A 24,230-nucleotide genomic window follows, 5' to 3' on the forward strand; every position below is an offset into this window, starting at 1 on the left:
GTCCGGGGTAGGCCGGGGGTGGCTCATGGGTGATCCACCGGGGGCTGGGGGTGGGTTATCCACAGGCTGACACGGTCCGCTTTCCGGCCAGTAATCTCGATGTTCATGGAGCGATGTACATGGAGCTAAGGCACCTGGGCCGCACCGGCCTGCGCGTATCCCGGCTCGGGCTCGGCACGCTCACCTGGGGGCGGGACACCGGCGAACACGAAGCGGCGGACCAGCTCAAGACGTTCTGGGAGGCGGGCGGGACGCTGGTCGACACCGCCGATGTGTACGCGGACGGGGAGGCGGAGTATCTGCTCGGGCGGCTGCTGGAGGGGCTGGTGCCGCGGCGCGATCTGCAGATCGCCACCAAGGCGGGCAGCGTCCCCGACCCGGACCGCCGCTTCGACGGCTCCCGCGGCCACCTCCTGGCCGCCCTGGACGCCTCGTTGGAGCGGCTCGGCACGGACCATGTCGACCTGTGGCAGGTGCACGCCTTCGACCCCGTCACCCCGCTCGAGGAGACCCTGCAGGCGCTCGACATCGCGGTCAGCAGCGGGCGGGCGCGGTATGTCGGCGTGTCGAACTTCTGCGGCTGGCAGCTCGCCAAGGCCGCCACCTGGCAGCTGGCCTCGTCCGGTGCCCACACCCGGCTCGCCAGCACCCAGATGGAGTACTCGCTGCTCCAGCGCGGCATCGAGCGCGAGGTGCTGCCCGCCGCCCTCGACCTCGGCATCGGCCTGCTGCCCTCCTCGCCGCTGGGGCGTGGCGTACTGACCGGAAAGTACCGGCACATGACGCCCTCCGACTCCCGCGGCGCCTCCTCGCTCGCCGCCTTCGTCGCCCCGTACCTCGACGAGGAGGCGAGCCGGATCGTCGACGCCGTCGCCATAGCCGCCGACGGCCTGGCGACCAGCGCCCTGCACGTCGCCCTGGCCTGGGTGCGCGACCGCCCGGGCGTGACCGCCCCCATCGTCGGCGCGCGCAACGCCCAGCAGTTGCGTGCGGCGCTGTCGGTGGAGGCCCTTAGTCTTCCGGACGAGATCTGCCAGGCGCTCGACGATGTGTCGGCGCCCGTGCACCGCTATCCCGATCAGGACTGGAGCACGCTGTGACGACCGACCACCTCGCCGGCGACCCCCCGCCCGAGGAGGCCACCGAGGCGAGCGCGGAATCCGCCACGCCCGCCGCCGCGCCGGACGCGGACGGTGCCCCGGCGCCCGACGCCGCGTCAGCAGCCGCCCAGCCGGGCGGCGAGGCCCAAGGGCAGCCCGGCCCCGGGGACGCCCCTGCGGGAGCGGCCCCCGACACTCCCGGGCCCGACGCGCAGGCCGAGCCCGGGACCGGGACCGAACCCACGGGGACCGCCGCGGCACAAGGTGGGCAGCCCGGTGCCGGGAGCGGCGCCGCCGGGACGGGGCCGGACGGCCCTGGGACCGACGCGCACGCCGGGGCCAGTGCCGAACCCACGGGGACCGGCGCCGCCGCACCGGGGCGCTCGGCTGCCGCGGACGCCCCCGGCCAGCCCCCCGCCGGAGTGGACCCGGAGCCCGGGAGCGGCGCCGCCGGGACCGGTGCGGGCGGCCCCGGGGCCGGTGCAGCGGCTCCGGCGGGTGCTGCGGGCGGTCAACCAGGTGCCGGGGGCGGCAAGGGTGGGCGGTCGGCGGCGGCTGAGGCGTTGGCCGCTGCCGTGCGGGCCGTGGAGAGCGGGGAGCGGGCGGCGGCGTCGTTCTTCAACGAGCGCCGCCCGGCGCCCGCCCGGCCGCAGCCCGCCGCCGCTCCCGCGCCCGAACCGGCCCGGGCCGCCGCCCCGGCTTCCGTTCCGCGACCGGCGCGCCCCGCGGCGGTCGGGCTGGCCGGAGTCCGGGAGGTGCTGGCAGCGGGCGGGGCGCCCGAGGCGCTGGCCGTATCGGTCGCCGAGACCCTGGGCGAGCGCGCCGCCGAGGCGCTGCGCGAGGATCCCTGGCAGCTGCTCGCCGTGCCCGGGGTGCGCCCCGACCAGGCCGACGGGTTCGCCCGCGCCCTGCTGGGGCCGGAGTGCGAGCCGGGCGACGAGCGCCGTTCGCAGGCGCTCACCGGCTGGCTGCTGGAGCGCGCCGCCCTCGAAGGGCACACCGCGCTGGAGTCCTCCGCACTGCGCGCCGCGCTCGCGAAGGTGTCCGTACCGGATCCGGACGAGGCGCTGCGGGCGGCCATCGCGGGCGGCGGGGTGCTGGTCTTCCAGGACGCCCTGGAGGCGCCCCCGGGCGCCCGGCCCGCCCCGTCCGAGGACGAGGACGCCGAGCAGCCGGTCCGGGTGCTGCTGGGGCTCGACCGCTACGCGCTCGCGGAGGAGAGCCTGGCGGACGGGTTCGCCCGGCTGATCACCACGTTCGCCGACGCACCACGGACCGAGCCGGACTGGGAGGCGGCCGCCACCGCCGCGCCGTCCCCGTCCGCCGCGGAGCTGATCCGTACCGTCGCGGCGCACGGCCTGGTCACGCACAGCGGCGGCGAGGCGGCCCGCGCCGAACCGGCGGCGCTGATCGCCGCCGCGCGGTCGATGGGGCTGCGGGTCCGCGCCGCCGCGCACAGCGAGGACGGCAGGCGGCGGCTGGCCGCGGAGGTCGGCGCCGACGCGGCCGTCACCGTCGCCGGGCTGCTTTCCGGCGGCGAGGGCCCGGGGCGCGACGAGGACGGCGCGCTGGCGCTCGACCTGATCGCCGTGCTGGACGCGCCCCAGATGGACGTGGAGGCGGCGGCCATGCTCGTCGAGTCCCTGCCGGACGGCGCCCGGCTGGTGCTGAGCGGGGACCCGGGCGTGCTGTGGTCGGCCGGGCCCGGCCGGGTCTTCGCGGATCTGCTCGCGGCCCGCCGCTGCCCGCAGGTCGTCTCCCGTACGCCCGACCCCGGGCCGATCGGCGAGCTGGTCTCGGGCATCGGCATCGGCGAGCTGAACCAGGTCGAGGCACCGGGCAAGGAGGTCGTGATCGTCCCCGTGCGCGACGCGGGCGAGGCCGTGCACCGCACCGTGCAGCTGGTCGCGGACTCGGTTCCGCGCGCGATCGGCGTGTCGTCGGAGCAGACGCAGGTGATCACGCCGGGCCATGGTGGCGCGGCCGGGACGCGTGCTCTCAACGCGGCGCTGAAGGAGCGGCTGAACCCCGGCCCCGGCCGGTTCGCCGGGTTCGACCCCGGGGACCGCGTCGCGTATACCCCGGCGCCGGGACGTGCCCTCCCGGGCACCGTGGTGTCGGCGGACGCCGAGGGGCTGCGGCTGGATTGCGCGGGGGCGCCGGTGGTGGTGCCCCGTGAGCAGGTGGGCGACCTGGTGCGGCACGGCTGGGCCCTCACCGCGCATCAGGCGGCCGGAATGCGCTGGCCCGCGGCGGTCGTGGTGCTGCCGGGGGATGCGAGCGCCGGGCTGACCCGGGCCTGGATCTACACCGCCTTCGGCCGGGGTGAGCGGCATCTGTCCGTGGTGCACGGCGTGGAGGCGGCGCTGCAGCGGGCGGTCGCGGAGATCCCGTTCAAGGACCGCACCACGCGCCTGCGGTCCCTGCTCCAGACCCAGGCCCCGCCCACGGGGTGACGGGCGGTACGGGCCCTCGGGCTCGCGCGAGGCGCGGCCGGAGGGCCCGGGGTGCGGCGGTCGGCCGGGTTCAGCTCCCCGGGCCCAGCACCTCGAGATCGTCCTCCTCGTCCAGCTCCTCGTCGAAGACCGAGCTGACGTCGAAGCGGCACACGATCTGCTCGGGATCGGCCTGGTCGAACGGGGCGGACAGCCATTCGCCCGGTTCGGCGGGCTCTTCGAGGGCCGAGACCCAGAGGGTCGAGTCGCCCTCCTCCAGGCCGAATTCCTTGTGCCGGGAGGCGATCTCGTCCGGTTCGAACTCGCCGAACACCACCCCGAGAGCGGCATGGACACTCTCACCGGCCCCGGCCGTCCCGCCGCCCAGGCGGCCGCCCCCGGTGTCGAGGTCCGGATCCAGGTCGACGATGCGCTGGGCCTGCGACAGCAGCCGCTGCGGTTCGACGACCGCGTAGTCCCGGCGGATCAGCACGCTGAGCGCACTGGGTTCGTCCGGCCCCGCGTAGGCGGGCAGGCTGTCGTCGCCCGGGATCTCGAAGGGCGTGACTTCGTCGTAGGCGTCGTAGAGCAGCTCGTCGTAGACCTCGGCTGCCGCCGCCAGTTCGTTGAATGCGGCGTAGACGGCCGGGTCGCCTTCCCCGGACCGGCGCTCGACGGCGTCGAGGTGACGGTCCAGTGCGGCTTTCACCGCTTCAGCGGCGGCGCGTACCTCGGCAGCGGATGGCTGCGCAGCATCAGACATAGTGCAGACGCTATCCGTACCAGGGCAGTTCCCGCACAATAGATGCGATGCCGGAATACGAATTCTGCGACGTGTATGTGCCACGCGGGGTCTCCCGCAACGCCGCTACCCGCCTGCTCACCGACCATGCCGAATACGGACACTGGGAGTTGGATCGACTGAGACTCAACCCCGACGGCAGCCGAAGAGTGCGGCTGCGGCGTCGCATCATTCGCCAGCTCCGCGCCACCTGGTGACGCACAGCGGGCCCCGCACGAGGCGGGGCCCGCTGCTGATCCGACCGGATCAGACCAGGTCAGACGGTGTAGACGCGGTAGGCGAGGTCAGCGCCGGGCGACGCGCGCCCGGCGGTAGAGCACCGTGCCCGCGAGCAGCATGCCCGCAGCGGCCGGAATGGCCAGTTCCATCGGTCCGGCACCGGTGTGGGCGAGCTGCTCGCTGCCCGTGAGGTGGGAACCGCCGAGGTTCGCGGCCGGGTCGGCGGCGTGCGATCCGGTCTGGCCCTGCCCGTTCCCGTTGTCGCCGTTGTCACCGTTGTCGCCGGGGGTGTCATCTCCCGGGTTGTTCGGCTGGCCGGGGTTGCCGGGGGTACCGGGCTGACCCGGGTTACCGGGGTTGCCCGGGGTGCCGGGGTTACCGGGGTTCCCCGGGTTGCCAGGCGTACCGGGGTTACCCGGATTGCCAGGGTTGCCTGGATTCCCCGGGTTGCCGGGCGTACCAGGATTCCCCGGGTTGCCGGGGTTGCCGGGGTTGCCCGGGTTCCCGGGGTTCCCCGGGTTGTCCGGTACGGCGTCGACCACGCCGCAGTCGCCCCCGCCGCTGTTGCTGGCCGCGATCACGCCGATGCTGTTCCCGCACACGTTCACCGGAACGTGCACCGGGGCCTGGATGTTGTTGCCGGAGCCGATCCCCGGCGAGTTCTGGGTGCTGCCCTGGGCGGAGGAGTCCCCCGCCTGGGAGCTGCTGGACGAACTGCCGGAGCTGCCGGACGTACCGGAGCTGCCGGAGCCCTGCTGCGCCCCGCTGCCGCACCGGGCGTCGTTGAGGAACCCGAGGACGTTCACGGTGTTCCCGCACACATTCACCGGGATGTGCACCGGAGCCTGGATGTTGTTGCCCGACACGATCCCGGGCGAGTACCCGGCGCCGCCGTTCGCCCCCGAATCGGCGTGTGCGTAGCCCCCGGTCACGGCCAGAACGCCGCTCGCCGCCGCTACGGTGATCAGGCCCTTTTTCGCAACCTGTCGCATAACTCTTCGCTCCCCTGCCTGTGGCCCGGCCGGAACGCGTGCGGGCGGTATCGCCCGCACCCCCATGCCCGGGCGGCCCCGGAGGTGCGTGGCGCACACTCCGGGCCCGCCGGGATCACATTCCGGTGGACCGTGACTCAACGTCACGTGATCGATGCGGTGGTCGCCGAAGGCCGGGGTTCTTCTTCCCGCCCCCTCTTCGGCGTCGCGGCCCGGTCACGAGCCGCACACCCCATGTAACGAGGAAGGAGCAATCAAGCTATCAAGCTACGACAGCATTCACCCTTTGTGATGCATTCGGTATGTCTGATCGATTAGGCCATCCAGGCAGAGTTCGGCCGGGCCAATTCAGTCGGCCGGTTCAGCAGGCACCTCAGCACGCGTCGAGGAACCGGTCGAGGACCCGCACGCCGAACTTCAGCCCGTCCACCGGCACCCGCTCGTCCACCCCGTGGAACATCCCGGCGAAGTCCAGCTCCGGAGGCAGCTGCAGCGGCGCGAAGCCGAAGCAGCGGATGCCGAGGTCGTCGAAGGACTTGGCGTCCGTGCCGCCGGAGAGGCAGTACGGCACGGCGCGCGCGATCGGGTCCTCGGCCTTGAGCGCCGTCTGCATGGCATCGACCAGCGCGCCGTCGAAGCTCGTCTCCAGGGCCTTGTCCGCGTGCACGTCCTCACGCTTGACCCGCGGACCGAGGATGCGGTCGAGGTCGGCCAGGAACTCGTCCTCCAGACCCGGCAGGAAGCGGCCGTCCACATGGGCCGTCGCCTGCCCCGGGATCACGTTGACCTTGTACCCGGCGCCGAGCATGGTCGGCGCGGCGGTGTTCTGCAGCGTCGCTCCGATGAGCTTCGCGATCCCGCCGAGCTTGGCCAGCGTCTCGTCCATGTTCTCCGGGTCGAGCGGGGTGCCGAGCGCGTCGGACAGCTCGTCCAGGAAGGACCGTACGGTCTTGGTCACCCGGACCGGGAACTTGTGCCGCCCGAGCCGCCCGACCGCCTCCGTCAGCTCGGTGATGGCGTTGTCGTTGTTGACCATCGAGCCATGGCCCGCGGTGCCGTCCACCGTGAGCCGCATCCAGTGCATGCCCTTCTGGGCGGTCTCGATCAGGTACAGCCGCAGGTCCTGGTTGACGGTGAAGGAGAAGCCGCCGACCTCGCCGATCGCCTCCGTCACGCCCTCGAACAGCCCCGGGTGCTCGTTGACCAGGTGCCGCGCCCCGTACACCCCGCCCGCCTCCTCGTCGGCGAGGAAGGCGAGCACGATGTCGCGCGGGGGCTTGCGGCCGGTGCGCAGCCGCTCCCGTACGACCGCGAGCGTCATGGCGTCCATGTCCTTCATGTCCACCGCGCCCCGGCCCCAGACGCAGCCGTCGGCGATCTCGCCGGAGAAGGGGTGATGGGTCCAGTCCTCGGCGTTGGCCGGTACGACGTCGGTGTGGCCGTGGATGAGCAGCGCGGGCCGGGACGGGTCCTCGCCCTCGATGCGGGCCACGGTCGAGGCCCGGCCCTTGCGCGATTCGAAGATCTGCGGTTCGAGCCCCACCTCGGCGAGCTTCTCGGCGACGTACTCGGCGGCGGCCCGCTCGCCGGGGCCGGAGTGGTCGGGGCCGTAGTTGCTGGTATCGATCCGGATCAGATCACGGCACAGATCGACGACCTCGTCCTCGCCGCTGACCGTTCCGGCTTTCGTCCCGCCCGCTTGCGACTCACTCACGCTGCCTCCTCTTCGTTCCTGCCCCCGGGCCGCATCCACCCGGACCGGCCCGCCGCGGGGCTATCCCGCCATCCTGCCCCTCCCGACGCCGCAGCCCAAGGCCGCAATACCACCGTCACGCTCCCGACACACAGCGTCGGGCCAGCGGCGGCCGTCGTCCGCGTGATCGAGCACGCTCTGATGTTTGCTATGGTTTTCCACGTCGGAACGGCCGCAGGCCGGACGGCAGACACCTGGTCCGGGTGGCGGAATGGCAGACGCGCTAGCTTGAGGTGCTAGTGCCCTTTATCGGGCGTGGGGGTTCAAGTCCCCCCTCGGACACATACTGATGCCCCACGGGCTTCATGAGAGTGCTGGTCGAGTCTCATCTCGGCCAGCACTTCGTGCTTCCCGGAATCGTACGTGAGCCGCAGCCCGAGCTGCTGGTAGATCGCGGCCGTGGCCCCGGTCTCGGCCTGGCGCACCACGGCGGCCAGGTCCTTGATCGAGCGGACGAGCCGCGCGATCTCGTCCCGGGGCATCCGGGCTCCCGCCCCTTCGATGACGCGCGGAGTTCGGCTTCGGCTCTGGCCCGGCGGGTCTGGGTTTCGGTGATCCACTGGGTGACGAGGGCGGGGTCGGCGCCTGCTTCGAGGGCGGCGCGGTGGGTGGCGAGCTTGGTGTCACAGTCGGCGATCACCTTACGGACGGCCGTAACGGCAGCGGTTTCCTGTTCAGGGGCCGTCGCGGTGGCCATGAGGTCGATGGTTTCGTCGAGCCGGTGCGGGAGGAACACCTTGGCAAGCCAATCGTCGAGGGGCGGGATGACCCAGCTCTCGCGCAGGTACACGTTGCGGGGATGCCGGATGCGGTGGGCGAGCGCGTACTGGTCGGGGAACCGGCAGCGGTAGTACGCCTGCTCATGCGCCCAGTGCCCCTGCATCTCGCGCCCGCAGGCCGCACAAACGATCGCTCCGCGGAACAGGTAGGGGATGCGGGCCCGCTTGACCCCGTGGGCAGGGCTGGTCCGGGTACGGGCCTGGAAGACGTCCTGGACGCGGGCGAAGGTCTCGTCGTCGACCAGCGGGGCATGGACGATCTTCTTCGAGACGATCCACTTGTCCTGGCTGTTCCAGCGCATGGCGGTGGTGTAACCGAGGGTGACGTCGTCGCGGTAGCACTGGGCGCCGTCAACGCGGCCGCCCCCCCGGTGCCGGGTTCGTCCTCGGCGCCAGTGTCCGCCTGGCCGCAGTTGACCTCGGCCGCTCCGCCCTGCCCCGCACACAGCACTGCTGCCGGGAACCCCCGGCCGCACCAGGCCACCTGCCGCCCCTCACCGAAACCGGCCACACCTGATCTCCGCCCGGCGGAGCGCGGGTTCGCAGAATCCTGGACGCCGAACGCCGGGAACCAGCGGGGTCACCCCGGTGTGCTGCGGGAGTCGCGCACGGGTTGGGCGCCGGTGGGGTGGGGCCGAGCGTTGGAGTTGCTGGAGCGTCGACCAGTAGCCGTCTGCCTGGCGATGCACGATCAACGCCCCTTCGCACCAGGTTCAGGTGCTGGCCAAGGGGTGGTCGGATCCTTCTGCGACGAGGTCGCCGAGAGCCTGGGGGCCGCCCTGGAGGCGGCGGTCGCGCTGGCTGGTGCCGAATGCGCCGTAGGGGTAGCCGCCGGGTGTGGGGGTGCTGATCTTGTCGAGTGCGGCGGTGGCTTCGTCGTCCAGGGTGAGGTCGGCGGCGGCGATGCTGTCGTGGAGCTGCCTGAGGGTGCGGGCGCCGAAGATCGGTGCGGTGACGCCGGGGCGGTCGGCGATCCAGCTCAGGGCGACCTGGGCGGGGGTGACGCCGGTCTCGCCGGCGATGCGGATGACTTCGTCGATGGTGGCCCAGTTGCGGTCGGAGGCGGCGTATTCGGCCGACACGTACTGGTACAGCTCGTTGCCGGAGGCGGCGCGGGTGTGGGGGGCGGGGGTGGTGCCGCGCTGGTACTTGCCGGTGAGGAAGCCGCCGGCCAGCGGGGACCATGGCAGCAGGCCGATGTTGTTGTGCAGGGCGGCGGGGACCATTTCATATTCGCTCTCGCGGGACAGCAGGCTGTACTGCTGTTGGAGGGTGAGGGGAACGTGGACGCCCATGGCCTTGGCGGTGGAGACGGTGAGCTGGAGCTGCCAGCCGGTGAAGTTCGACAGCCCCGCGTAGTGGATCTTCCCGGCCTGGATCGTGTCGTCGAGGAAGGACAGTGTTTCCTCGACAGGCGTGTGCGCGTCCCAGCCGTGCATCTGGTACAGGTCGATCGTCTCCACGCCCAGGCGGTGCAGGGAGCCGTCGAGTGCGCGGGTGAGGTGGCGGCGGGACAGGCCGAGGTCGTTGACGTCGGGGCCGGTGGTGTAGCGGCCCTTGGTCGCGAGCACGATGCGGTCGGTGATCTCGCGGGGGCGGGCGGCCAGCCAGCGGCCGATGATCTGCTCGGACAGGCTGCCGGAATACACATCAGAGGTATCGACCAAGTTGCCGCCGGCCTCGACGAAGGCGTCTAGCAGCGCGAACGCCTCTTCCTCGGTGTTCTCGGTGCCGAAGTACATCGTGCCGAGCGCCAGCTTGGACGCGGCGAGACCAGACTTACCAAGAGTGCGGTACTTCATGACTGGATCTCCCTTTCGGTTGTTGTGGAGCGTGGGCAGGGTTCGCGGTGGGGGTGCCACGGGAGCCTGCGGGATTGGTTCAGAGCGCCGCGTGGTGGGCGCCGGCCTCGGACGGGGTTCCCCTCTCGGGCCTCCCTGCGGAGGCCGCAGGTATACGGGGTGCTGTCGTACGGGTCGCGCCGATCGACCCGAGGGCGGCCAGCGGCACCAGGGCGAGGGTGACCATCACGGTGCCGACGAGAGCCGGCCAGGTCAGACCCAGGGAGGATTCCAGGGCGCCGCCGGCGATCCAGGAGCCAGCGGCGATGCCGGCGTTGAAGGAGGAGACAGCCGGCCCGGCGGCGAGGGTGGGAGCGTTGCCCGCGAAGCGCACGGCCAGGGAGGTGACGACCGGGGGCACAGACATGCCGGTCAGGCCCAGCAGCACCACCAGGATGATGGTCGGCACGGCGCTGTGGGACAGCGGGATCAGCAGTAGGAGGACGAGCGCGGCGCCCCGATCGCGGCACCGGTGACAGTGGTCAGCGGCTTGCGGTCGCCGAGCCGTCCACCGAGGTTCGTGCCAGCCAGGGCGCCGAGGCGTATCCGATCAGGACCAGCGGCACCGCACCCGTGGAGATGCCGGTCCGCGCGGTGAGCAGAGGGGTGACGAAGCTGAAGGCGGCCATGGCGCTGCCCGTGATCAGGGCGGTGGCGCTCATCGACAGCCACAGCCTGCCCTGGCGCAGAGCGGTGAACTCGGAGCGGACCGAGGCCGTGGCACGCCGCTCGCCGGCGGGGACGAACCGGCCGGTAGGCAGCGCCGCGACCCCGGCCAGGACGGCCAGTGCCCAGAACGCGCCACGCCGGCCGACGGCCTCCGGCCCAGGTACCCACCGGCACGCCGATCACGGTGGCCAGGGCCGAACCGCTGACCATCACGCCCAGGGCCCGGGAGCTTGCGGCGGGACCCGCCGCGGCGGTGGCCACGACCGAGGCGACAGCCCAGAACGCGCCGGTCGCCAGCGCACTGAGCACGCGGGCCGCGAACACGGCGGTGAAGGAGGAGCTGAGCGCGGCGATCACGTGACCGACAGCGAACACGGCGAGGGTCAGTACCAGGGTGGAGCGGCGGGGCTGGCGCAGCGTGAGCAGCCCCAGCACGGGGGCACCGACGATCATGCCGATCGCGAACGCCGTGATCAGCAGACCTGCCCGGGCGACACCGACCCCAAGGTCAAAGGCCAGTTCGGGCAGGATGCCCGCGATGATGAACTCGGTGGTGCCCATCAGGAACGCGCCGAAGCCCAGCAGATGGACGACGAACGGCAGCGTGCCGGGCTTCTCTTGCGGGGAAGACATGCGGAAGAAGAACCTCTTGCGTCGGGGACGGCCGCAGCGGTGCGGCACTCGCCATGCAGCCGCGATCCGCGACGGCGTGGGAGCCCCGCCGTGGGGGGGACCGGCATGGCCCCCACCGGCATGCGCGCGGTCGCGGTGGCGCCCGGCCCGGAGAGGGGCCGGGCGGGCGGAACGGGAGCGCGGAGGACGGCGGGTCAGCCCTCGGTATCGATCGCCGCGGACGCCGGGTGCGCCGCGGTGGACGGCCCAGGACGCGAGCAGCTTCGGGCCGTCCTCGGCCGTGCTGCCCGGTACGGCGCTGTAGACGGCCACGCCGATCTGACCGTCGGCGGCCAGGAACATGGTCTCGTGATCGAGATCGAGCCGGCCCACGACCGGATACCGGAAGCGCTTCGTCCCGTCGCGGAAGACCCGTACGTCGTGGGCGCCCCACATCACGCGGAAGGCATCACTGCGCGTCGTGAGGGGAGTCCCTGCCAGTGCCCCCCTCAGCGGCACCTCCGTGAAGGTGCGGCGTCCGGAGAATCTCCGTCCCGGCCTCAACAGCGAGTGCTGTCGCGCGGTCCGTTGTATTCGGCCTCAAGCACGTGCTCCAGCCATGTGTTTTCCGGACCGCCGCCCGGACCGGGCTTCTCCCACAGCGCGAGATGAGTCATGAAGTGGTCGGGCGCGGCACCGTGCCAGTGCTGCTCGCCGGGGGGTGTGTAGACGACGTCGCCGGGGTGAGCTTCGAGGATCTTGCCGCCACGGGACTGGATGAGGGCGACGCCTTCGACGATGTAGAGGGTCTGCCCCAGGCCGTGCCAGTGCCAGGCGGAGCGGGCGCCGGGCGCGAAGCGGACCATGTTGGCCCGAGCCCGGGAGGGTTCCTCTCCCTGGTAGATGACATCGAACCAGACATCTCCGTGGAAATTCTCCGCCGGTCCCTTGCCGGTCGGCCGCTTCTTCACAAGCTCCATGCTGTCCCTCCTCGGTGCTGCGCTGCTGACCCCGCCGTCGGCCACCGAGAGTGGCACGGTCAAGGCCGCGGCGGATCGGAGTACGGTGCGCCGGTTCAACCGGCCGCTCGGCAACCGCATATGGTCACGTCCCCTCTCGATGGGCTTCGCCGGTGGATGGCGGTCCCCGGGCCGGCCCGCTCTCTCCCGCGATCCCTCTCCGCCGTGTCACCGGGACGGTTCTCCCTGCCCGGCGGCGGCAGGCATGCCGTCCGCCGCGTAGCACCCACTGCCCGATCGTTCAGGGAGACGTTGACCGAGAGCTTCGGATCGCTGTGCTCCGCGGCTGCCAACGACAAAACCGCAGTGCGCGGTCATATGGGAGGACCTGCGGGTTGGTGTACTGGCAGTACACCTCACGCCAGGTCCTTCCTCGCGCGGTTGAACTGCGATGTTCTCGATCGTGGCCTGTTGCGGTGCCGGCTCGGCGTCCGGTCCGTGCACCGGCATCGCATTCGTCGGGCGCTCAACGCCACCTTGAGCGTCGTCGCCTCCGAGAAGCAGAGGTTCACCTGTGAAGCACCGTGTACTGCCGAGCATCGCCGCCGTGACCGCCCTGGTAGCGCTGGTGGGGTGCAGCGCGTCGGGAAGCGGCTCCGAAAAGCCTCAGGCCGGTTCTGCGGCTGCCCTGGCTGACGTCGGGGATGTGGCTCCGGCGCTGGATGCGTACCACGAGAAGAACGTCATGCGGCTCTGGCGGCGCCCGGGGCTGTCGGACCGCGACCGGAGCCTCGTGACGGTGGCCCACATGATCGCCGGCGGGCATTCCGCTGAGCTTCCTTTCTACGTCGACAAGGCGATGGACGACGGTGTGAGGCCGCGCGAGATCTCCGAAGCTGTTACCCACTTGGCGTTCTACAGTGGCTGGCAGAATGCGCGCGCGGCCATCCCGGGCATCAAGAACGTCTTCGACGAGCGAGGCGTCAAGAAATCCGAACTCCCTGCTGTTCGAGCCGATCTGTTGCCGTTGGACCAGGATGCCGAGAAGTCACGCGACGATGACGTCCGGTCCGACTTCGATGCCGTGTCACCGGGCGTGGTCGAGAACACCCGCGATGTCGTTTTCCGGGACCTGTGGCTCCGTCCTGACCTCAGGCCGCGGGACCGCAGCCTGGTCACCGTGGTCGCGTTGATCACCAACGGGCAGTCGGAACAGCTGACGTACCACCTGGGCCGGGCCATGGACAACGGGCTGACGTCGGCGCAGGCCGGTGAAACGCTGAACCAGCTCGCCTTCTACGCCGGCTGGCCCCGGGTCTTCTCCGCCCTGCCCATTGTCAAGGACGTCCTGAACTCGCGCTCGTGACGACCAGGGCGCAAGCCTCCCTGTGGGTGCGGGTCCACTCCCGAAAGACCGCGTCCGACACAGCCTGACGGGCCCCGGGAGGCGTTCGGCGCCGTTGCCGCATCCAGCGCCCGGATGTCTGGGCGCTCCTACCCATCCGTCCGCCCCACCGAAGGCAGACCCATGTCCCAGGAACTCACCGGCTCAGCCGCACCGCCCCCGGCCGGGGCCCTCGATTCCCGGCCGACGCCGTCCCGACGCACCTTCATCGCGACCACCACCGCGGCCGGCGGGGCGGTGGCGGCGGGCGGTCTGGCGGGGCCGCTCGCATTCGACGCCGAGGAGGCGTCGGCCGCGGCTCCCCGCGACTCCGTCTCCTTGACCGTCAACGGCAGGCGGCACAGCGTCACGGTCGACAACCGCACCTCGCTGCTGGATCTGCTGCGTGAGCATCTGGATCTGCCGGGCAGCAAGAAGGGCTGCGACGCCGGTGCCTGCGGCGCCTGCACCGTGCTGGTCGACGGCCGTCGCGTCAACTCGTGTCTGACACTGGCGATCCGTCTGGAGGGCGCCGAGGTCACCACCGTCGAAGGGCTCGCCGACGGCGACAGGCTCCACCCGTTGCAGGAGGCGTTCATCGAGCAGGACGCCTTCCAGTGCGGCTACTGCACGCCCGGCCAGATCATGTCCGGCGTCGGCTGCATGAAGGAGGGCCACACCGGCTCCGCCGGGGAGATCCGGGAGTGGATGAGCGGCAATATCTGCCGCTGCGGCTGCTACACCAAGATCGTTCGAGCGGTCCAGCAGACCGCGGGCGGAGAGTGAGCCTTTATGTACCCCTTCTCATACACCAAGGTCTCCGACACCCGAGAGGCTCTTCGCGCCGGCCGCCAGGGCGGCCGCTACATCGCCGGCGGCACGACCCTGGTCGATCTCATGCGGGAGACCGTCGAACGTCCGGACACACTCGTGGACATCAGCGATCTGCCGTTGCGGCAGGTCACGGTCACCGAGCGCGGCGGTCTGCGCATCGGCGCCCTGGTGAGCATGGCCGAAGCCGCCGCGCATCCGAAGGTGCGCACCCTCTATCCCGTCATCTCGCAGGCCCTGGAGCTGAGCGCGTCGGCCCAGCTGCGGAACATGGCCACCATCGGCGGCAACATCATGCAGCGCACCCGGTGTACGTACTTCCGTGATGTGACGGCCGACTGCAACAAGCGGGAGGCGGGCTCGGGCTGCGCGGCGCTGCAGGGCTTCAACCGCACGCACGCGATCCTGGGCGCCTCCGACCAGTGCGTGGCCACGCACCCCTCCGATGTCGCCGTGGCCTTCGCGGTGCTGGAGGCGAGCGTGCGCCTGCTGGGCCCGGACGGCGAGCGCGGCGTTCCGTTCTCCGACTTTCTGCTGCGGCCGGGTCGTACCCCTCACCGCGAGCAGGCGCTGCGCCAGGGCGAACTGATCAGCGGTGTGGAAATACCGGCACACCCGCGCCCGCTCAGGTCCGGCTTCCTGAAGGTGCGCGACCGGGAGTCGTACGAGTTCGCACTCACCTCGGCGGCGGTGGCACTGCATGTGGAGGGCGGGGTGATCCGGGAGGCGAAGGTCGCGGCCGGAGGTGTGGGCACGGTGCCCTGGAGGCTGCCGGCCGTCGAACAGCGCCTCATAGGCCGGCGCCCCTCCGGCGCCCTGTGGGCGGCGGCGGCCGAGCGCGCCGCCGACGGAGCCCGTCCGCTGCGGCACAACGGCTTCAAGGCCGAACTGCTCAGGCGGACCGTCGAACGCCAGCTTCGCATCACGGGAGACAGCGCATGAGCCCCCAGCCGCAGGCAGCCGTAGGAGCCCCGGTGTCCCGGGTGGACGGTCGGCTGAAGGTCACCGGCCGGGCTCCGTATGCCGCCGAGCACGACGTCGAGGGAGTGGTCCACGCGGTCGTCGTCGACAGCGGCGTCGGCCGGGGCCGGATCACCGGCATCGACACCCGTGCCGCCCTCGCCCAGCGCGGCGTCATGAAGGTGATCAGCCACCTCGACGCGCCTCGGCTCACCTACCGCGACAATGCCGGCTCCAACAACCCGCCGGGCAGACGGCTGCGCGTCTTCCAGGACGATCAGGTCCTCTTCCACGGCCAGCCCGTCGCCGTCGTCGTGGCCACGACGCTGGAGGCGGCCCAGCACGGCGCGAGCCTGGTGAGGGTCTCCTACGACGCCGCCGAACCCTCGACGGATCTGAGGACCGCGAAGGCCGACAAGCCGGCCACCTACGCGCGCGGTGACGCCGAGAAAGCTCTCCGGTCGGCTGCCGTACGGCTGGAGATGACGTATCGGACCGCTCGCAACCACCACAACCCGATGGAGCCGCACGCCACCATCGCCCGCTGGGACGGCGGCAAGCTCACCGTGTGGGACAAGACCCAGTGGGTCGTCGGCGGCACGCAGACCGAACTCGCCGCCGTGTTCGGCGTGCCGCTGGAGTCGGTGCGGGTCATCTCGCCGTTCGTCGGGGGCGGCTTCGGCAGCGGACTGCGGACCTGGCCGCACACCACGATCGCCGCCCTCGCCGCCCGTGAGACGGGCCGGCCGGTCAAACTCGTCCTCACCCGCAGGCAGATGTACTTCGGGACCGGCTTCCGGCCCGCATACGAGTACCAGGTGCGCCTGGGCAGCGACCGGCGCGGACGGCTGAGCGCCATGACGCACGACGTGCGCGCGGAGACCTCGTCGTACGAGACGTTCACCGAGGCCGTCCTGACACCGGGACAGATGCTCTACACGATGCCCCATGTCAGCCAGACGTACAGCACCGTCCCGCTGGATGTGAACACCCCGCTTTATATGCGCGGCCCCGGCTACGCGACGGCCGCCTTCGTCATCGAGTCGGCGATGGACGAACTCGCCCACGAACTGGGCATCGACCCCTTGGAGCTGCGCCGGCGCAACGAGCCCGACAAGGACCAGGCCAGCGGCCTGCCGTTCTCCACCCGCCGGCTGCGCGACTGCTACACCACCGGTGCCCGGGAGTTCGGCTGGGACCGGCGCAGCCCCCGGCCGGGCTCCACCCGCGAGGGCGACCGGCTGATCGGCACCGGCATGGCCACCGGGGCCTACGACACCGTGCGGGTCACCGCCCAGGCCCGCATCCGGCTGAACGCCGACGGCACGGCCCTGGTCGAGGCCGCGTCCAGCGACATGGGTCCGGGCACGTACACCTCCCAGACACAGGTGGCCGCCGACGCGCTCGGTCTGACCATGCGCGCGGTGACCTTCCGCCTCGGCGACTCCCTCATGCCGCCCACCCCACCGCACGGCGGCTCCATGACCATGGCCAGCGTCGGCTCGGCGGTCCAGATCGGCTGCGACGAGGTACGGCAACAGGCGATCAAGCTCGCCGTCCAGGACGAGGACTCCCCCCCTGCACGGCGTCGACGCCGACGACATCGTCGTACGCGGCGGCCGACTGCACGTGCGGGGAAACCCCGCGCGGGGCGAGACCTACCGGCAGCTTCTCGCCCGCAACGGCCGCTCCCACCTGGAAGCGGCCGGGACCTACACACCCACCGACGCCCGTAGGTCCATGTACGCCTACAGCGCGACCTTCGCCGAGGTCGCCGTGGATGCCCGCCTCGGGCTGGTACGCGTACGGCGCCTGCTCGGGGTGTACGACGCGGGCCGGATCATCAGCCCCAAGCTCGCCGACAGCCAGGCGATCGGCGGCATGGTCGGTGGCATCGGCACGGCCCTGCTGGAGCACACGGTCACCGACCACCGCGACGGCCGCATCGTCAACGCCGACCTCGCCGACTACCTCGTGCCCGTCAACGCGGACGTACCCGACCTCCGGGCTATCTACATCGACGGCGAGGACCACCACGCCGACCCGATCGGGGTGAAAGGACTCGGCGAGGTCGTCCACGTCGGCGTCGCGGCCGCCATCGCCAACGCGGTCTTCCACGCCACCGGCCGGCGCGTACGTGAACTGCCCATCACCACCGAGGCGCTCCTCTGATCCCCCGGCCCTGCCGGCCGTCCGGCCCCCGTCCGGTGGCCTGACACCAGGGCCGCCGCCGCGATGACATCCCCACGATGCGGCGGCGGCCCGTCCACGTCCGCGCCCGCCCCGGAGAACCACCGATGCCGAACATCGCCGACGCCCTGCGCCGCTGGTGCGAGGAGCGATCCGCCGACGAGACGGAGCCCCGTGTCCGTGCCCGTCCGGCACACCTCTTGGAGACGACCCCATGAAAAGCCACCTCCCCCTTCTCCTCACCGCCGTGCTCACCCTGGCGGCCTGTTCAGCACCCGAGCGGGAGACGCCCCGGTCCCCGTCCTCCTACACCGGGCCGGACCCGGCTGCCGGCAGCGACTACACCGGCCCCGGGCTGACCGGGCTGACCACCGACGACTGGAACGTCACGGTCGTCAGCGACGAACTGAACTACCCGTGGGAAGTCAGGATCTCCGACGGCACGCTGATCGTGACCGAGGTCGCGGGCACCATCGCGATGATCGACGTGGACGGCCGCCTCGAACGGTACGACGTGCGCACCTCGGACCCCGTCCGGCACGACGGTGGCAGCGGCCTGATGGGACTCGCCCTCGCTGACAACTTCGCCGACACCGGCACCGCGTACATCTACTACACGTACGCCGATGGATCCGCCCTCGCGAACCGGATCGCCCAGGTCCACTACGACGGGAAGGCGTGGACGGAGACGCGCAGCCTGCTCGACGGCATCCCCGGGCACGAGCTGTACAACGGGGGACGGCTGGCGATCGGTCCCGACGGCAACCTCTACGCCACCACGGGCTGGGTCCACAACGAGGAATACCCGCAGGACAGGGACAACCTGGCCGGGAAGATCCTCAGAATGAACCTCGAAGGCCGTCCCGCTGCGGGCAATCCCTTCGCGGACTCCTACGTCTACTCCTACGGGCACCGTAATCCCCAGGGGCTGGCCTGGGACAGCGACGGCCGGCTCTACTCCGCGGAGCACGGCGAGTCCGCCCACGACGAGATCAACCGCATCGTCCCCGGTGGCAATTACGGGTGGCCGCTCGTTCAGGACGACAGCCGGCGGGCGGGCATGGAGGCTCCCTTCCTCAGCTCCGGCAACGGCACGTGGGCGCCGTCCGGCATCGCCTTCGCGGGCGATGACCTGCTCGTCGCGGCGCTCGGCGCGCAGATCCTCTACGCGGCCAACGAGGACAAGGACGGGCTGGAGCCCGTTTTCACCTCCGGGGAACGGGCGCGCGCCGTGCTGCCCTACCAGGACGGTGTCTATGTGACCTCGACGAACACCTCTCCGCGCGCCACGACCAGGTCCGCCACCGCCGACCGCCTGCTGTGGATCCGGCCAGCCCGATAGCGGCAACGGCCGGACCTTTGAGCACCGGGACGAGGAGGGTCTGCATCACCGAGACCACGATGCCCACGAAGGCGAGCACCGGGACGAGGGCGCCGCTCGCTCCGGCCGCGGGCCGGTCGGTCGACGTGTGCGTCATGAGGGACGGCCTCCAGGCCGGGGCGGATGGTTGCGTGGGGGATGCCGGGGCGGGGCGGGCGGCGACGGTGGCGTCGGTACCGTCAGCCGACGGGGTGAGGGCCTCGTGCCGACTTCCCCGGTCCGCCGGAGGCGGGCGTCGCCCAGGGGCCGAGGGCGAATCCGTGGCGTTCCCGGTGGACTTCGACGGCGCCCGTGCCGCCGAAGTGGGCGGGGATGAGGAGTTCGCGTTCGTCGGCCGCACGCGCGAGGATCCGGCGACGGCTGGCCGCCGCTTGTTCCGGGTCCAGGCAGGCGTTGCTGTTGCAGCAGGGGTCGAGGATCTGCACTGGGCTGTGGAGCAGGTCTCCGGCGAAGACGGCCCCGTCGGTCCCGGAGGCGAGGCGCAGTACGGAGGAGCCGGGGGTGTGGCCGGGGGCGGATTCCAGGGTGAGGTGTTCGTCGATGCGGTGGTGGCCGTCCCACAGCACGGCCTGTCCGGCCCGGTGGACGGGCGCGATGCTGTCTTCGTAGGTCAGGCGGTCGACCTCCTGCACGCCGCCCCCGTAGGCGTTGTCCGGACCGTAGTGGAAGTCGTCGGCGGCCGGAATGAGGTATTGGGCGTTGGGAAACGTGGGTGCCCACTGCCCGTCCGCGTCGGCGGTGTTCCAGCCGACGTGATCGACGTGGAGGTGGGTGTTGACGACAACATCGACATCGTGCGGACGGACACCGGCCCTCGCCAGGAGCTCGAGAAAATCCCCTTGACACTGGTCGAAATACGGCGCCATGCCGGGCCGATCGCGCCCGTTGCCCGCTCCTGTGTCGACCAGAACGGTCCGCCCCGCACTGCGCAGTACCCACGTCTGCAGCGCGATCACCGTCCGGTCACTGTCCGGCCTCCAGTGGTCCGGTGCCAGCCAGTGCTCGTTGTCCTTCCACACCTCGGCACCGACCTGCGGAAGGAAGTCGGAAGTGGTCAGGAAGGGTTCGTGCCACTCGACGACCCGGATGACCTCGACATCCCCCAGCACCATGCTCTGCACACGCTCGTCCTCGTTCGTCATGTGCTCGACCTTAAGAAGACCGGCCGATCGTATCGATGCGTATCCGGCTCAAAAAGATACGCATCCGTCTCACCCGCCATACGAGAGATACCCTGGGCGGATGGATGTGGTGAGCGACGCGATCTCCGCAGTGCACCTCGGGCACCCCGAATCCCACCGGGTGCGGATACGCGGGAGCTGGTGCGCGCGGCTGGACCGCTACGACGGCGCGGGCTTCCACGTCGTCATGAAGGGCACCTGCTGGCTGCTGACCGACAGCGGCACCCAGGTGTCCCTCGGCGTGGGCGACGCGGTGCTGCTCCCTCACGGCGCGGGCCACGTACTCGCCGACTCCCCCCTCGATACGGCGGTCGCACGGAAGAGGGCAGTGCCGGCCGAGCGATGGCTCGCGGGAACAGCGCCGCGGGGCCGGACCGAACCCGACGAGACGGAGATGCTCTGCGGCAAGTACCGGCTCGACTGCAGCCGCATGCACCCGCTCATGGCGGAGCTGCCCGAGGTCGTCCACCTGCCCAGCCGGGTCGGCCGCCACCTCGAACTCCGGTCCGCCATCGACCTGTTGGCCGGTGAGCTGGACGAGTTGCGGCCGGGCTCCTGTGTGGCCCTCCCCAACCTGCTCGACCTGCTCCTCGTCTACATGATCCGCTCCTGGATGACCGAGGCCACCTGCGGCGCCTGGCCCGGCGCGCTGGGCGACCCGGTGACGGGCTCCGCCCTGCGCGCGCTGCACTCGGACCCGGCCGCGCCGTGGAGCAACGACCGCCTGGCCGCCGAGGCGGGCGTTTCCCGCCCCACCCTGGCGCGCCGCTTCACCACTCTGATCGGCCGCCCGCCGATGGCGTACCTCACGTGGTGGCGCGTGATCCTGGCCGCCACCCTGCTCCGCGACACCCCGGACACCCTGGCCACCATCGCCGGCCGCGTCGGCTACGGCAGCCCGTACGCGCTCTCCCACGCCTTCGAGAGGGAGTTCGGCATCACGCCGGGACGGTACCGGGCCCAGGTCACGGAGCGATCCGGCCGTGCCTCGAACCCTCAATGAGTGTCAAACGAGGTTCTGGCACAGACCGTGGGGCACGGCAGGATCCGCTTCAACGAGACGTGCCGTGTGGTGACGAGGACGGCCCCGGCGCTTGTCCGCCCCATCCGGGCTGTCCGCCGCGCTAAGTGGTCTGCTCCTCGCTGATATGGCCGGGCTCCGTTGCTTCGTTGTGGTCGAGGGTGGCGAACCAGGTGGCGAGGAGCTTGAGCGCATCCCGGGCGGGGGTGCCGGGTTCGGCGCTCAGGGCGGTGAGGGTGAGGCCGGGGTCGGTGGGAACGGGAAGAGCCTCGAAGGTGAGGGTGAGGTCGCCGACGGCGGGGTGGTGGAAGCGTTTGACACCGGTGTGGTGCAGCCGCACGTTGTGCGCGGCCCACAGGGAGCGGAAGGCTTCGCTTCGGGTCGACAGCTCCCCGATCAGGTCGCTGAGGTCACGGTTGTAGGGGTCCTGGCCGGCCTCGGTGCGCAGGAGGGCGGCGGCCGCGGCCCTCTGGGCGTCCAGTTCGGTCATGTATTCGGCGGCGCCGGGGTTGAGGAACTGGAAGCGGGCGAGGTTGACCGGCCGGGCGGGGTCCTGGAACAGGGGCCAGTAGAGGGCTTTGCCGAGGCGGTTGGTGGCGAGGATGTCGAGGCGGCCGTTGCGGATGAAGACGGGCGCGTCGGTCATCGCGTCGAGGAGCTGTTGCAAGGCGGGCCGGATGGGCTGCGCGGCGCGGCGGCGTGCGGGGCGGCGCGTGGCGCTGGCGGTACGGGCCAGGTCCCAGAGGTGGGCGCGCTCCGCGTCGTCCAGGTGGAGGGCGCGGGCAAGGGAATCGAGGACGGCTTCGGATGCGCCGGAGAGGTTGCCGCGTTCCATCCGGGCGTAGTACTCGGCGCTGACCCCGGCGAGCATCGCGACCTCCTCGCGGCGCAGCCCTTTGACCCGCCGGTGCCCGGAGGCGGGAAGACCGGCCTGCTGTGGGGTGATCTTGGCGCGGCGGCTGGTGAGGAACGCACGGACCTCGCTTCGGTTGTCCATGTCGTCGAGGCTACGACGATCCTGGCGAGGGAGAGGCGCACTGTCAGTACACGTATCGATGGGTCCTTCCGCGCGACTGTGAGCTGCTGTTTTCTCGATAGCGGGCCGATAGGTCGGCCGACCTTCCGCTCCGATGGCGCACACCGTGGCAGCAGAGCGGAACGGAAGCCGATGCCCGTTCCCCCGGTAAGTCGTCGGGACGCGCCGGGCATCCACGGAAAGGAGCCTTCGATGTCGGAGAACAAGAAGACCGGGGGGCCGCGTGAGCAGTTCGGGGATCTTGCCCCGGCGCTGGCCGGATACAGCGAGGACGTGCTGTTCGGGCAGGTGTGGGAGAACCCGGACCTCTCTGCCCGTGACCGCAGCCTCGTGACCGTGGCCAGCCTGATCACCAGCGGCAGTACCGAGCAGCTCGCCTTCCACCTGGGCAGGGCCCGCGAGAACGGGGTGAGCGGCAAGGAACTGATCGAGACCGTCACACACCTGGCGTTCTACGCCGGATGGCCCAAGGCCATGTCCGCGCTCACGGTCGCACGCGGCGTCCTGGCCGACTCCTGACCCGGCCCCGCCCCTCTGCCACCACCCCGTGCGTGGCCCGACCGCGACAGAGCGTATGCAAGGAGAGACGATCATGGAGATCATCCAGCCTCCGGCGACAGCGAAGCTGCCGAAGGAGATGTTCACCGGAGATGCGTGGGCGGATGTGATCTACCGCGGCGAGGATCCCTCCCGCGCGCGGGCGAACATGGTGCGCTTCGCGCCCGGCGCCCGCACCGCGTGGCACTCCCACGGCCTGGGCCAGACCCTCTGCATCGTGGAGGGCATCGCCCTGATCCAGTCCCGCGGCGGCGAGATCGTCGAGGCCCGCTCCGGGGACGTGATCTTCACGCCGGCCGGTGAGGAGCACTGGCACGGCGCGGCCCCGGACCGGTTCATGGCGCACATCGCGCTGTGGGAGGGCGACGAGGTCGCCTGGCTGGAGCACGTCACGGATGACGAGTACGCCGGCGCCCGCCACCCCGCCCGCACCTCCTGACCTCTGCGGGCGCCCGGAACCGTCCGGCGCCCCGCCACGCCCCTCTTTCGCGACTACGGAAAGAACCATGCGCGCAACTGTGCTTCACGCCCCCCGTGACATCCGGGTCGAGGACCGGCCCGAGCCCGTCCTCCAGCAACCCACCGACGCGGTGATCCGCACCATCGTGACCTGTGTGTGCGGGTCGGACCTGTGGGACTATCGCGGCGTCAACGACGTCGCCGGGCCCACGCCCGGCGGCCACGAGTACGTCGGCATCGTCGAAGAGGTCGGCAGCGAGGTGACCGGCATCAAGCCCGGCCAGTTGGTGGTCGGCTCGTTCTTCGCCTCCGACAACACCTGCCCCCACTGCGAAAACGGCTACCAGACCAACTGCCTGCACCGCGAATTCGTCGGCGGCGCCCAGGCGGAGTACGTCCGCGTCCCGCTCGCCGACGGCACCCTCGTCCACGTCCCCGGCGACGTCGCGGACGAGCACCTGCCCAGCCTGCTGGCCTGCTCCGACGTGATGGGCACCGGCTGGTACGCGGCCGTCACCGCCCAGGTAAAGCCGGGCGACACCGTCGTGGTGGTCGGGGACGGCGCGGTCGGCCTGTGTGCGGTCATCGCCGCCAGGGAACTCGGGGCCGAGCGGATCATCGCCATGTCCCGGCACGAGCCGCGGCAGAAGCTGGCCCGCGAGTTCGGCGCCACCGACATCGTCGCCGAGCGCGGCGAGGAAGGCGTTGCCCGGGTCAAGGAGCTGACCGGCGGTATCGGCGCGGATGCCGTCCTGGAGTGTGTGGGCACCTCCGACTCCATGCGGCAGTCCCTGAACTCCACCCGCCCCGGCGGCAACGTCGGCTTCGTCGGCGTCCCTCATGGCGTGCGGATCGACGGCGAGGAGCTGTTCTTCTCCCACGTCGCCCTGCGCGGCGGCCCCGCACCGGTCCGCGCCTTCCTGCCGGACCTCATCCAGCGCGTGCTGGACGGCCGGATCAACCCGGGCAAGGTCTTCGACCTGGAACTGCCCCTGGAGCAGGCCGCCGAGGGCTACAAGGCCATGGACGAGCGTCGCGCGATCAAGTCCCTGCTGCGCCCCTGACACA

Annotated in this window: 21 protein-coding genes, 1 tRNA gene and 1 pseudogene; 13 read left to right on the top strand and 10 right to left on the bottom strand. The window is 71.4% G+C overall.

What is annotated here, in order from left to right; translation table 11 throughout:
* Positions 1-119: 119 nt before the first annotated feature.
* Both ACZ59A_RS33860 and ACZ59A_RS33865 read left to right on the top strand, forming a co-directional pair.
* Positions 120-1,100, top strand: coding sequence for an aldo/keto reductase (locus ACZ59A_RS33860; RefSeq protein ID WP_470966749.1), 981 nt, complete (start codon positions 120-122; stop codon positions 1,098-1,100).
* Complete coding sequence (locus tag ACZ59A_RS33865) at positions 1,097-3,556, top strand: helix-hairpin-helix domain-containing protein (protein ID WP_470966752.1); 2,460 nt, start codon at positions 1,097-1,099, stop codon at positions 3,554-3,556. The genes ACZ59A_RS33860 and ACZ59A_RS33865 overlap by 4 nt, the downstream gene beginning before the upstream one ends.
* Positions 3,557-3,626: 70 nt before the next feature.
* Here ACZ59A_RS33865 and ACZ59A_RS33870 read toward each other — a convergent pair whose 3' ends face one another.
* A complete protein-coding gene (locus tag ACZ59A_RS33870) occupies positions 3,627-4,298 on the bottom strand; it encodes a hypothetical protein (protein WP_470966754.1) in 672 nt (223 codons plus the stop codon).
* A 47-nt stretch (positions 4,299-4,345) separates the two neighbouring features.
* Between ACZ59A_RS33870 and ACZ59A_RS33875 the strand changes: the two genes are divergently transcribed.
* The gene (locus tag ACZ59A_RS33875) at positions 4,346-4,534 is read left to right on the top strand and encodes a DUF5703 family protein (RefSeq protein WP_079038522.1); all 189 of its coding nucleotides are present in this window, start codon (positions 4,346-4,348) and stop codon (positions 4,532-4,534) included.
* 87 nt (positions 4,535-4,621) lie between these two features.
* Here the strand turns inward: ACZ59A_RS33875 and ACZ59A_RS33880 are convergent, their stop codons facing one another.
* Together ACZ59A_RS33880 and ACZ59A_RS33885 are read right to left on the bottom strand one after the other, a co-directional pair.
* Complete coding sequence (locus ACZ59A_RS33880) at positions 4,622-5,548, bottom strand: chaplin (RefSeq protein ID WP_470966757.1); 927 nt, start codon at positions 5,546-5,548, stop codon at positions 4,622-4,624.
* 373 nt (positions 5,549-5,921) lie between these two features.
* Positions 5,922-7,262, bottom strand: a complete 1,341-nt coding sequence (locus ACZ59A_RS33885) for a M20/M25/M40 family metallo-hydrolase (protein WP_468050511.1) — start codon at positions 7,260-7,262, stop codon at positions 5,922-5,924.
* Between the two features lie 236 nt (positions 7,263-7,498).
* Here ACZ59A_RS33885 and ACZ59A_RS33890 point away from each other — a divergent pair.
* A tRNA-Leu gene (locus tag ACZ59A_RS33890) sits at positions 7,499-7,583 on the top strand.
* Between the two features lie 43 nt (positions 7,584-7,626).
* On the opposite strand, the gene ACZ59A_RS33895 is transcribed toward ACZ59A_RS33890, so the two are convergent.
* The 5 genes from ACZ59A_RS33895 to ACZ59A_RS33915 form a co-directional block, all read right to left on the bottom strand.
* A complete protein-coding gene (locus tag ACZ59A_RS33895) occupies positions 7,627-8,382 on the bottom strand; it encodes a recombinase zinc ribbon domain-containing protein (protein ID WP_470966760.1) in 756 nt (251 codons plus the stop codon).
* Positions 8,383-8,793: 411 nt separating this feature from the next.
* Positions 8,794-9,882: an aldo/keto reductase gene (locus ACZ59A_RS33900; protein ID WP_470966762.1), complete on the bottom strand. Its 1,089-nt coding sequence runs from the start codon at positions 9,880-9,882 to the stop codon at positions 8,794-8,796.
* Positions 9,883-9,961: 79 nt separating this feature from the next.
* A complete protein-coding gene (locus tag ACZ59A_RS33905) occupies positions 9,962-10,330 on the bottom strand; it encodes a hypothetical protein (protein ID WP_470966765.1) in 369 nt (122 codons plus the stop codon).
* Positions 10,331-10,350: 20 nt separating this feature from the next.
* Positions 10,351-11,721, bottom strand: a complete 1,371-nt coding sequence (locus ACZ59A_RS33910; protein ID WP_470966767.1) for an MFS transporter — start codon at positions 11,719-11,721, stop codon at positions 10,351-10,353.
* A gap of 41 nt (positions 11,722-11,762) precedes the next feature.
* Positions 11,763-12,182: a (R)-mandelonitrile lyase gene (locus ACZ59A_RS33915; protein WP_470966769.1), complete on the bottom strand. Its 420-nt coding sequence runs from the start codon at positions 12,180-12,182 to the stop codon at positions 11,763-11,765.
* Positions 12,183-12,768: 586 nt separating this feature from the next.
* Between ACZ59A_RS33915 and ACZ59A_RS33920 the strand changes: the two genes are divergently transcribed.
* From ACZ59A_RS33920 to ACZ59A_RS33940, 5 genes and pseudogenes are all read left to right on the top strand, one after another.
* A complete protein-coding gene (locus ACZ59A_RS33920) occupies positions 12,769-13,527 on the top strand; it encodes a carboxymuconolactone decarboxylase family protein (protein ID WP_470966772.1) in 759 nt (252 codons plus the stop codon).
* Positions 13,528-13,689: 162 nt separating this feature from the next.
* Positions 13,690-14,331, top strand: coding sequence for a (2Fe-2S)-binding protein (locus ACZ59A_RS33925; RefSeq protein ID WP_470966775.1), 642 nt, complete (start codon positions 13,690-13,692; stop codon positions 14,329-14,331).
* 6 nt (positions 14,332-14,337) lie between these two features.
* A complete protein-coding gene (locus tag ACZ59A_RS33930; protein WP_470966777.1) occupies positions 14,338-15,318 on the top strand; it encodes an FAD binding domain-containing protein in 981 nt (326 codons plus the stop codon).
* A pseudogene (locus ACZ59A_RS33935) lies at positions 15,315-17,508 on the top strand (xanthine dehydrogenase family protein molybdopterin-binding subunit). Before ACZ59A_RS33930 ends, ACZ59A_RS33935 begins: the two are co-directional and overlap by 4 nt.
* 232 nt (positions 17,509-17,740) lie before the next feature.
* Positions 17,741-18,868, top strand: coding sequence for a PQQ-dependent sugar dehydrogenase (locus tag ACZ59A_RS33940; RefSeq protein WP_470966779.1), 1,128 nt, complete (start codon positions 17,741-17,743; stop codon positions 18,866-18,868).
* 218 nt (positions 18,869-19,086) lie between these two features.
* On the opposite strand, the gene ACZ59A_RS33945 is transcribed toward ACZ59A_RS33940, so the two are convergent.
* Positions 19,087-20,049 (bottom strand): MBL fold metallo-hydrolase, encoded by a 963-nt coding sequence (locus ACZ59A_RS33945; RefSeq protein ID WP_470966782.1) that lies wholly within the window; start codon positions 20,047-20,049, stop codon positions 19,087-19,089.
* Positions 20,050-20,149: 100 nt separating this feature from the next.
* Here ACZ59A_RS33945 and ACZ59A_RS33950 point away from each other — a divergent pair, with 100 nt between their 5' ends.
* A complete protein-coding gene (locus ACZ59A_RS33950; protein WP_470966784.1) occupies positions 20,150-21,091 on the top strand; it encodes a cupin domain-containing protein in 942 nt (313 codons plus the stop codon).
* Positions 21,092-21,212: 121 nt separating this feature from the next.
* On the opposite strand, the gene ACZ59A_RS33955 is transcribed toward ACZ59A_RS33950, so the two are convergent.
* Positions 21,213-22,106, bottom strand: coding sequence for a helix-turn-helix transcriptional regulator (locus ACZ59A_RS33955; RefSeq protein ID WP_470966786.1), 894 nt, complete (start codon positions 22,104-22,106; stop codon positions 21,213-21,215).
* Between the two features lie 231 nt (positions 22,107-22,337).
* Between ACZ59A_RS33955 and ACZ59A_RS33960 the strand changes: the two genes are divergently transcribed.
* The 3 genes from ACZ59A_RS33960 to ACZ59A_RS33970 all read left to right on the top strand — a co-directional run bounded on the left by ACZ59A_RS33960 (position 22,338) and on the right by ACZ59A_RS33970 (position 24,226).
* Positions 22,338-22,664: a carboxymuconolactone decarboxylase family protein gene (locus ACZ59A_RS33960; protein ID WP_470966789.1), complete on the top strand. Its 327-nt coding sequence runs from the start codon at positions 22,338-22,340 to the stop codon at positions 22,662-22,664.
* Between the two features lie 73 nt (positions 22,665-22,737).
* Positions 22,738-23,142, top strand: coding sequence for a (R)-mandelonitrile lyase (locus tag ACZ59A_RS33965; RefSeq protein WP_470966791.1), 405 nt, complete (start codon positions 22,738-22,740; stop codon positions 23,140-23,142).
* A 67-nt stretch (positions 23,143-23,209) separates the two neighbouring features.
* Complete coding sequence (locus ACZ59A_RS33970; protein ID WP_470966794.1) at positions 23,210-24,226, top strand: zinc-dependent alcohol dehydrogenase family protein; 1,017 nt, start codon at positions 23,210-23,212, stop codon at positions 24,224-24,226.
* The last annotated feature ends 4 nt before the right edge of the window (positions 24,227-24,230 follow it).

This window comes from Streptomyces sp. NPDC040405 (assembly GCF_055595765.1).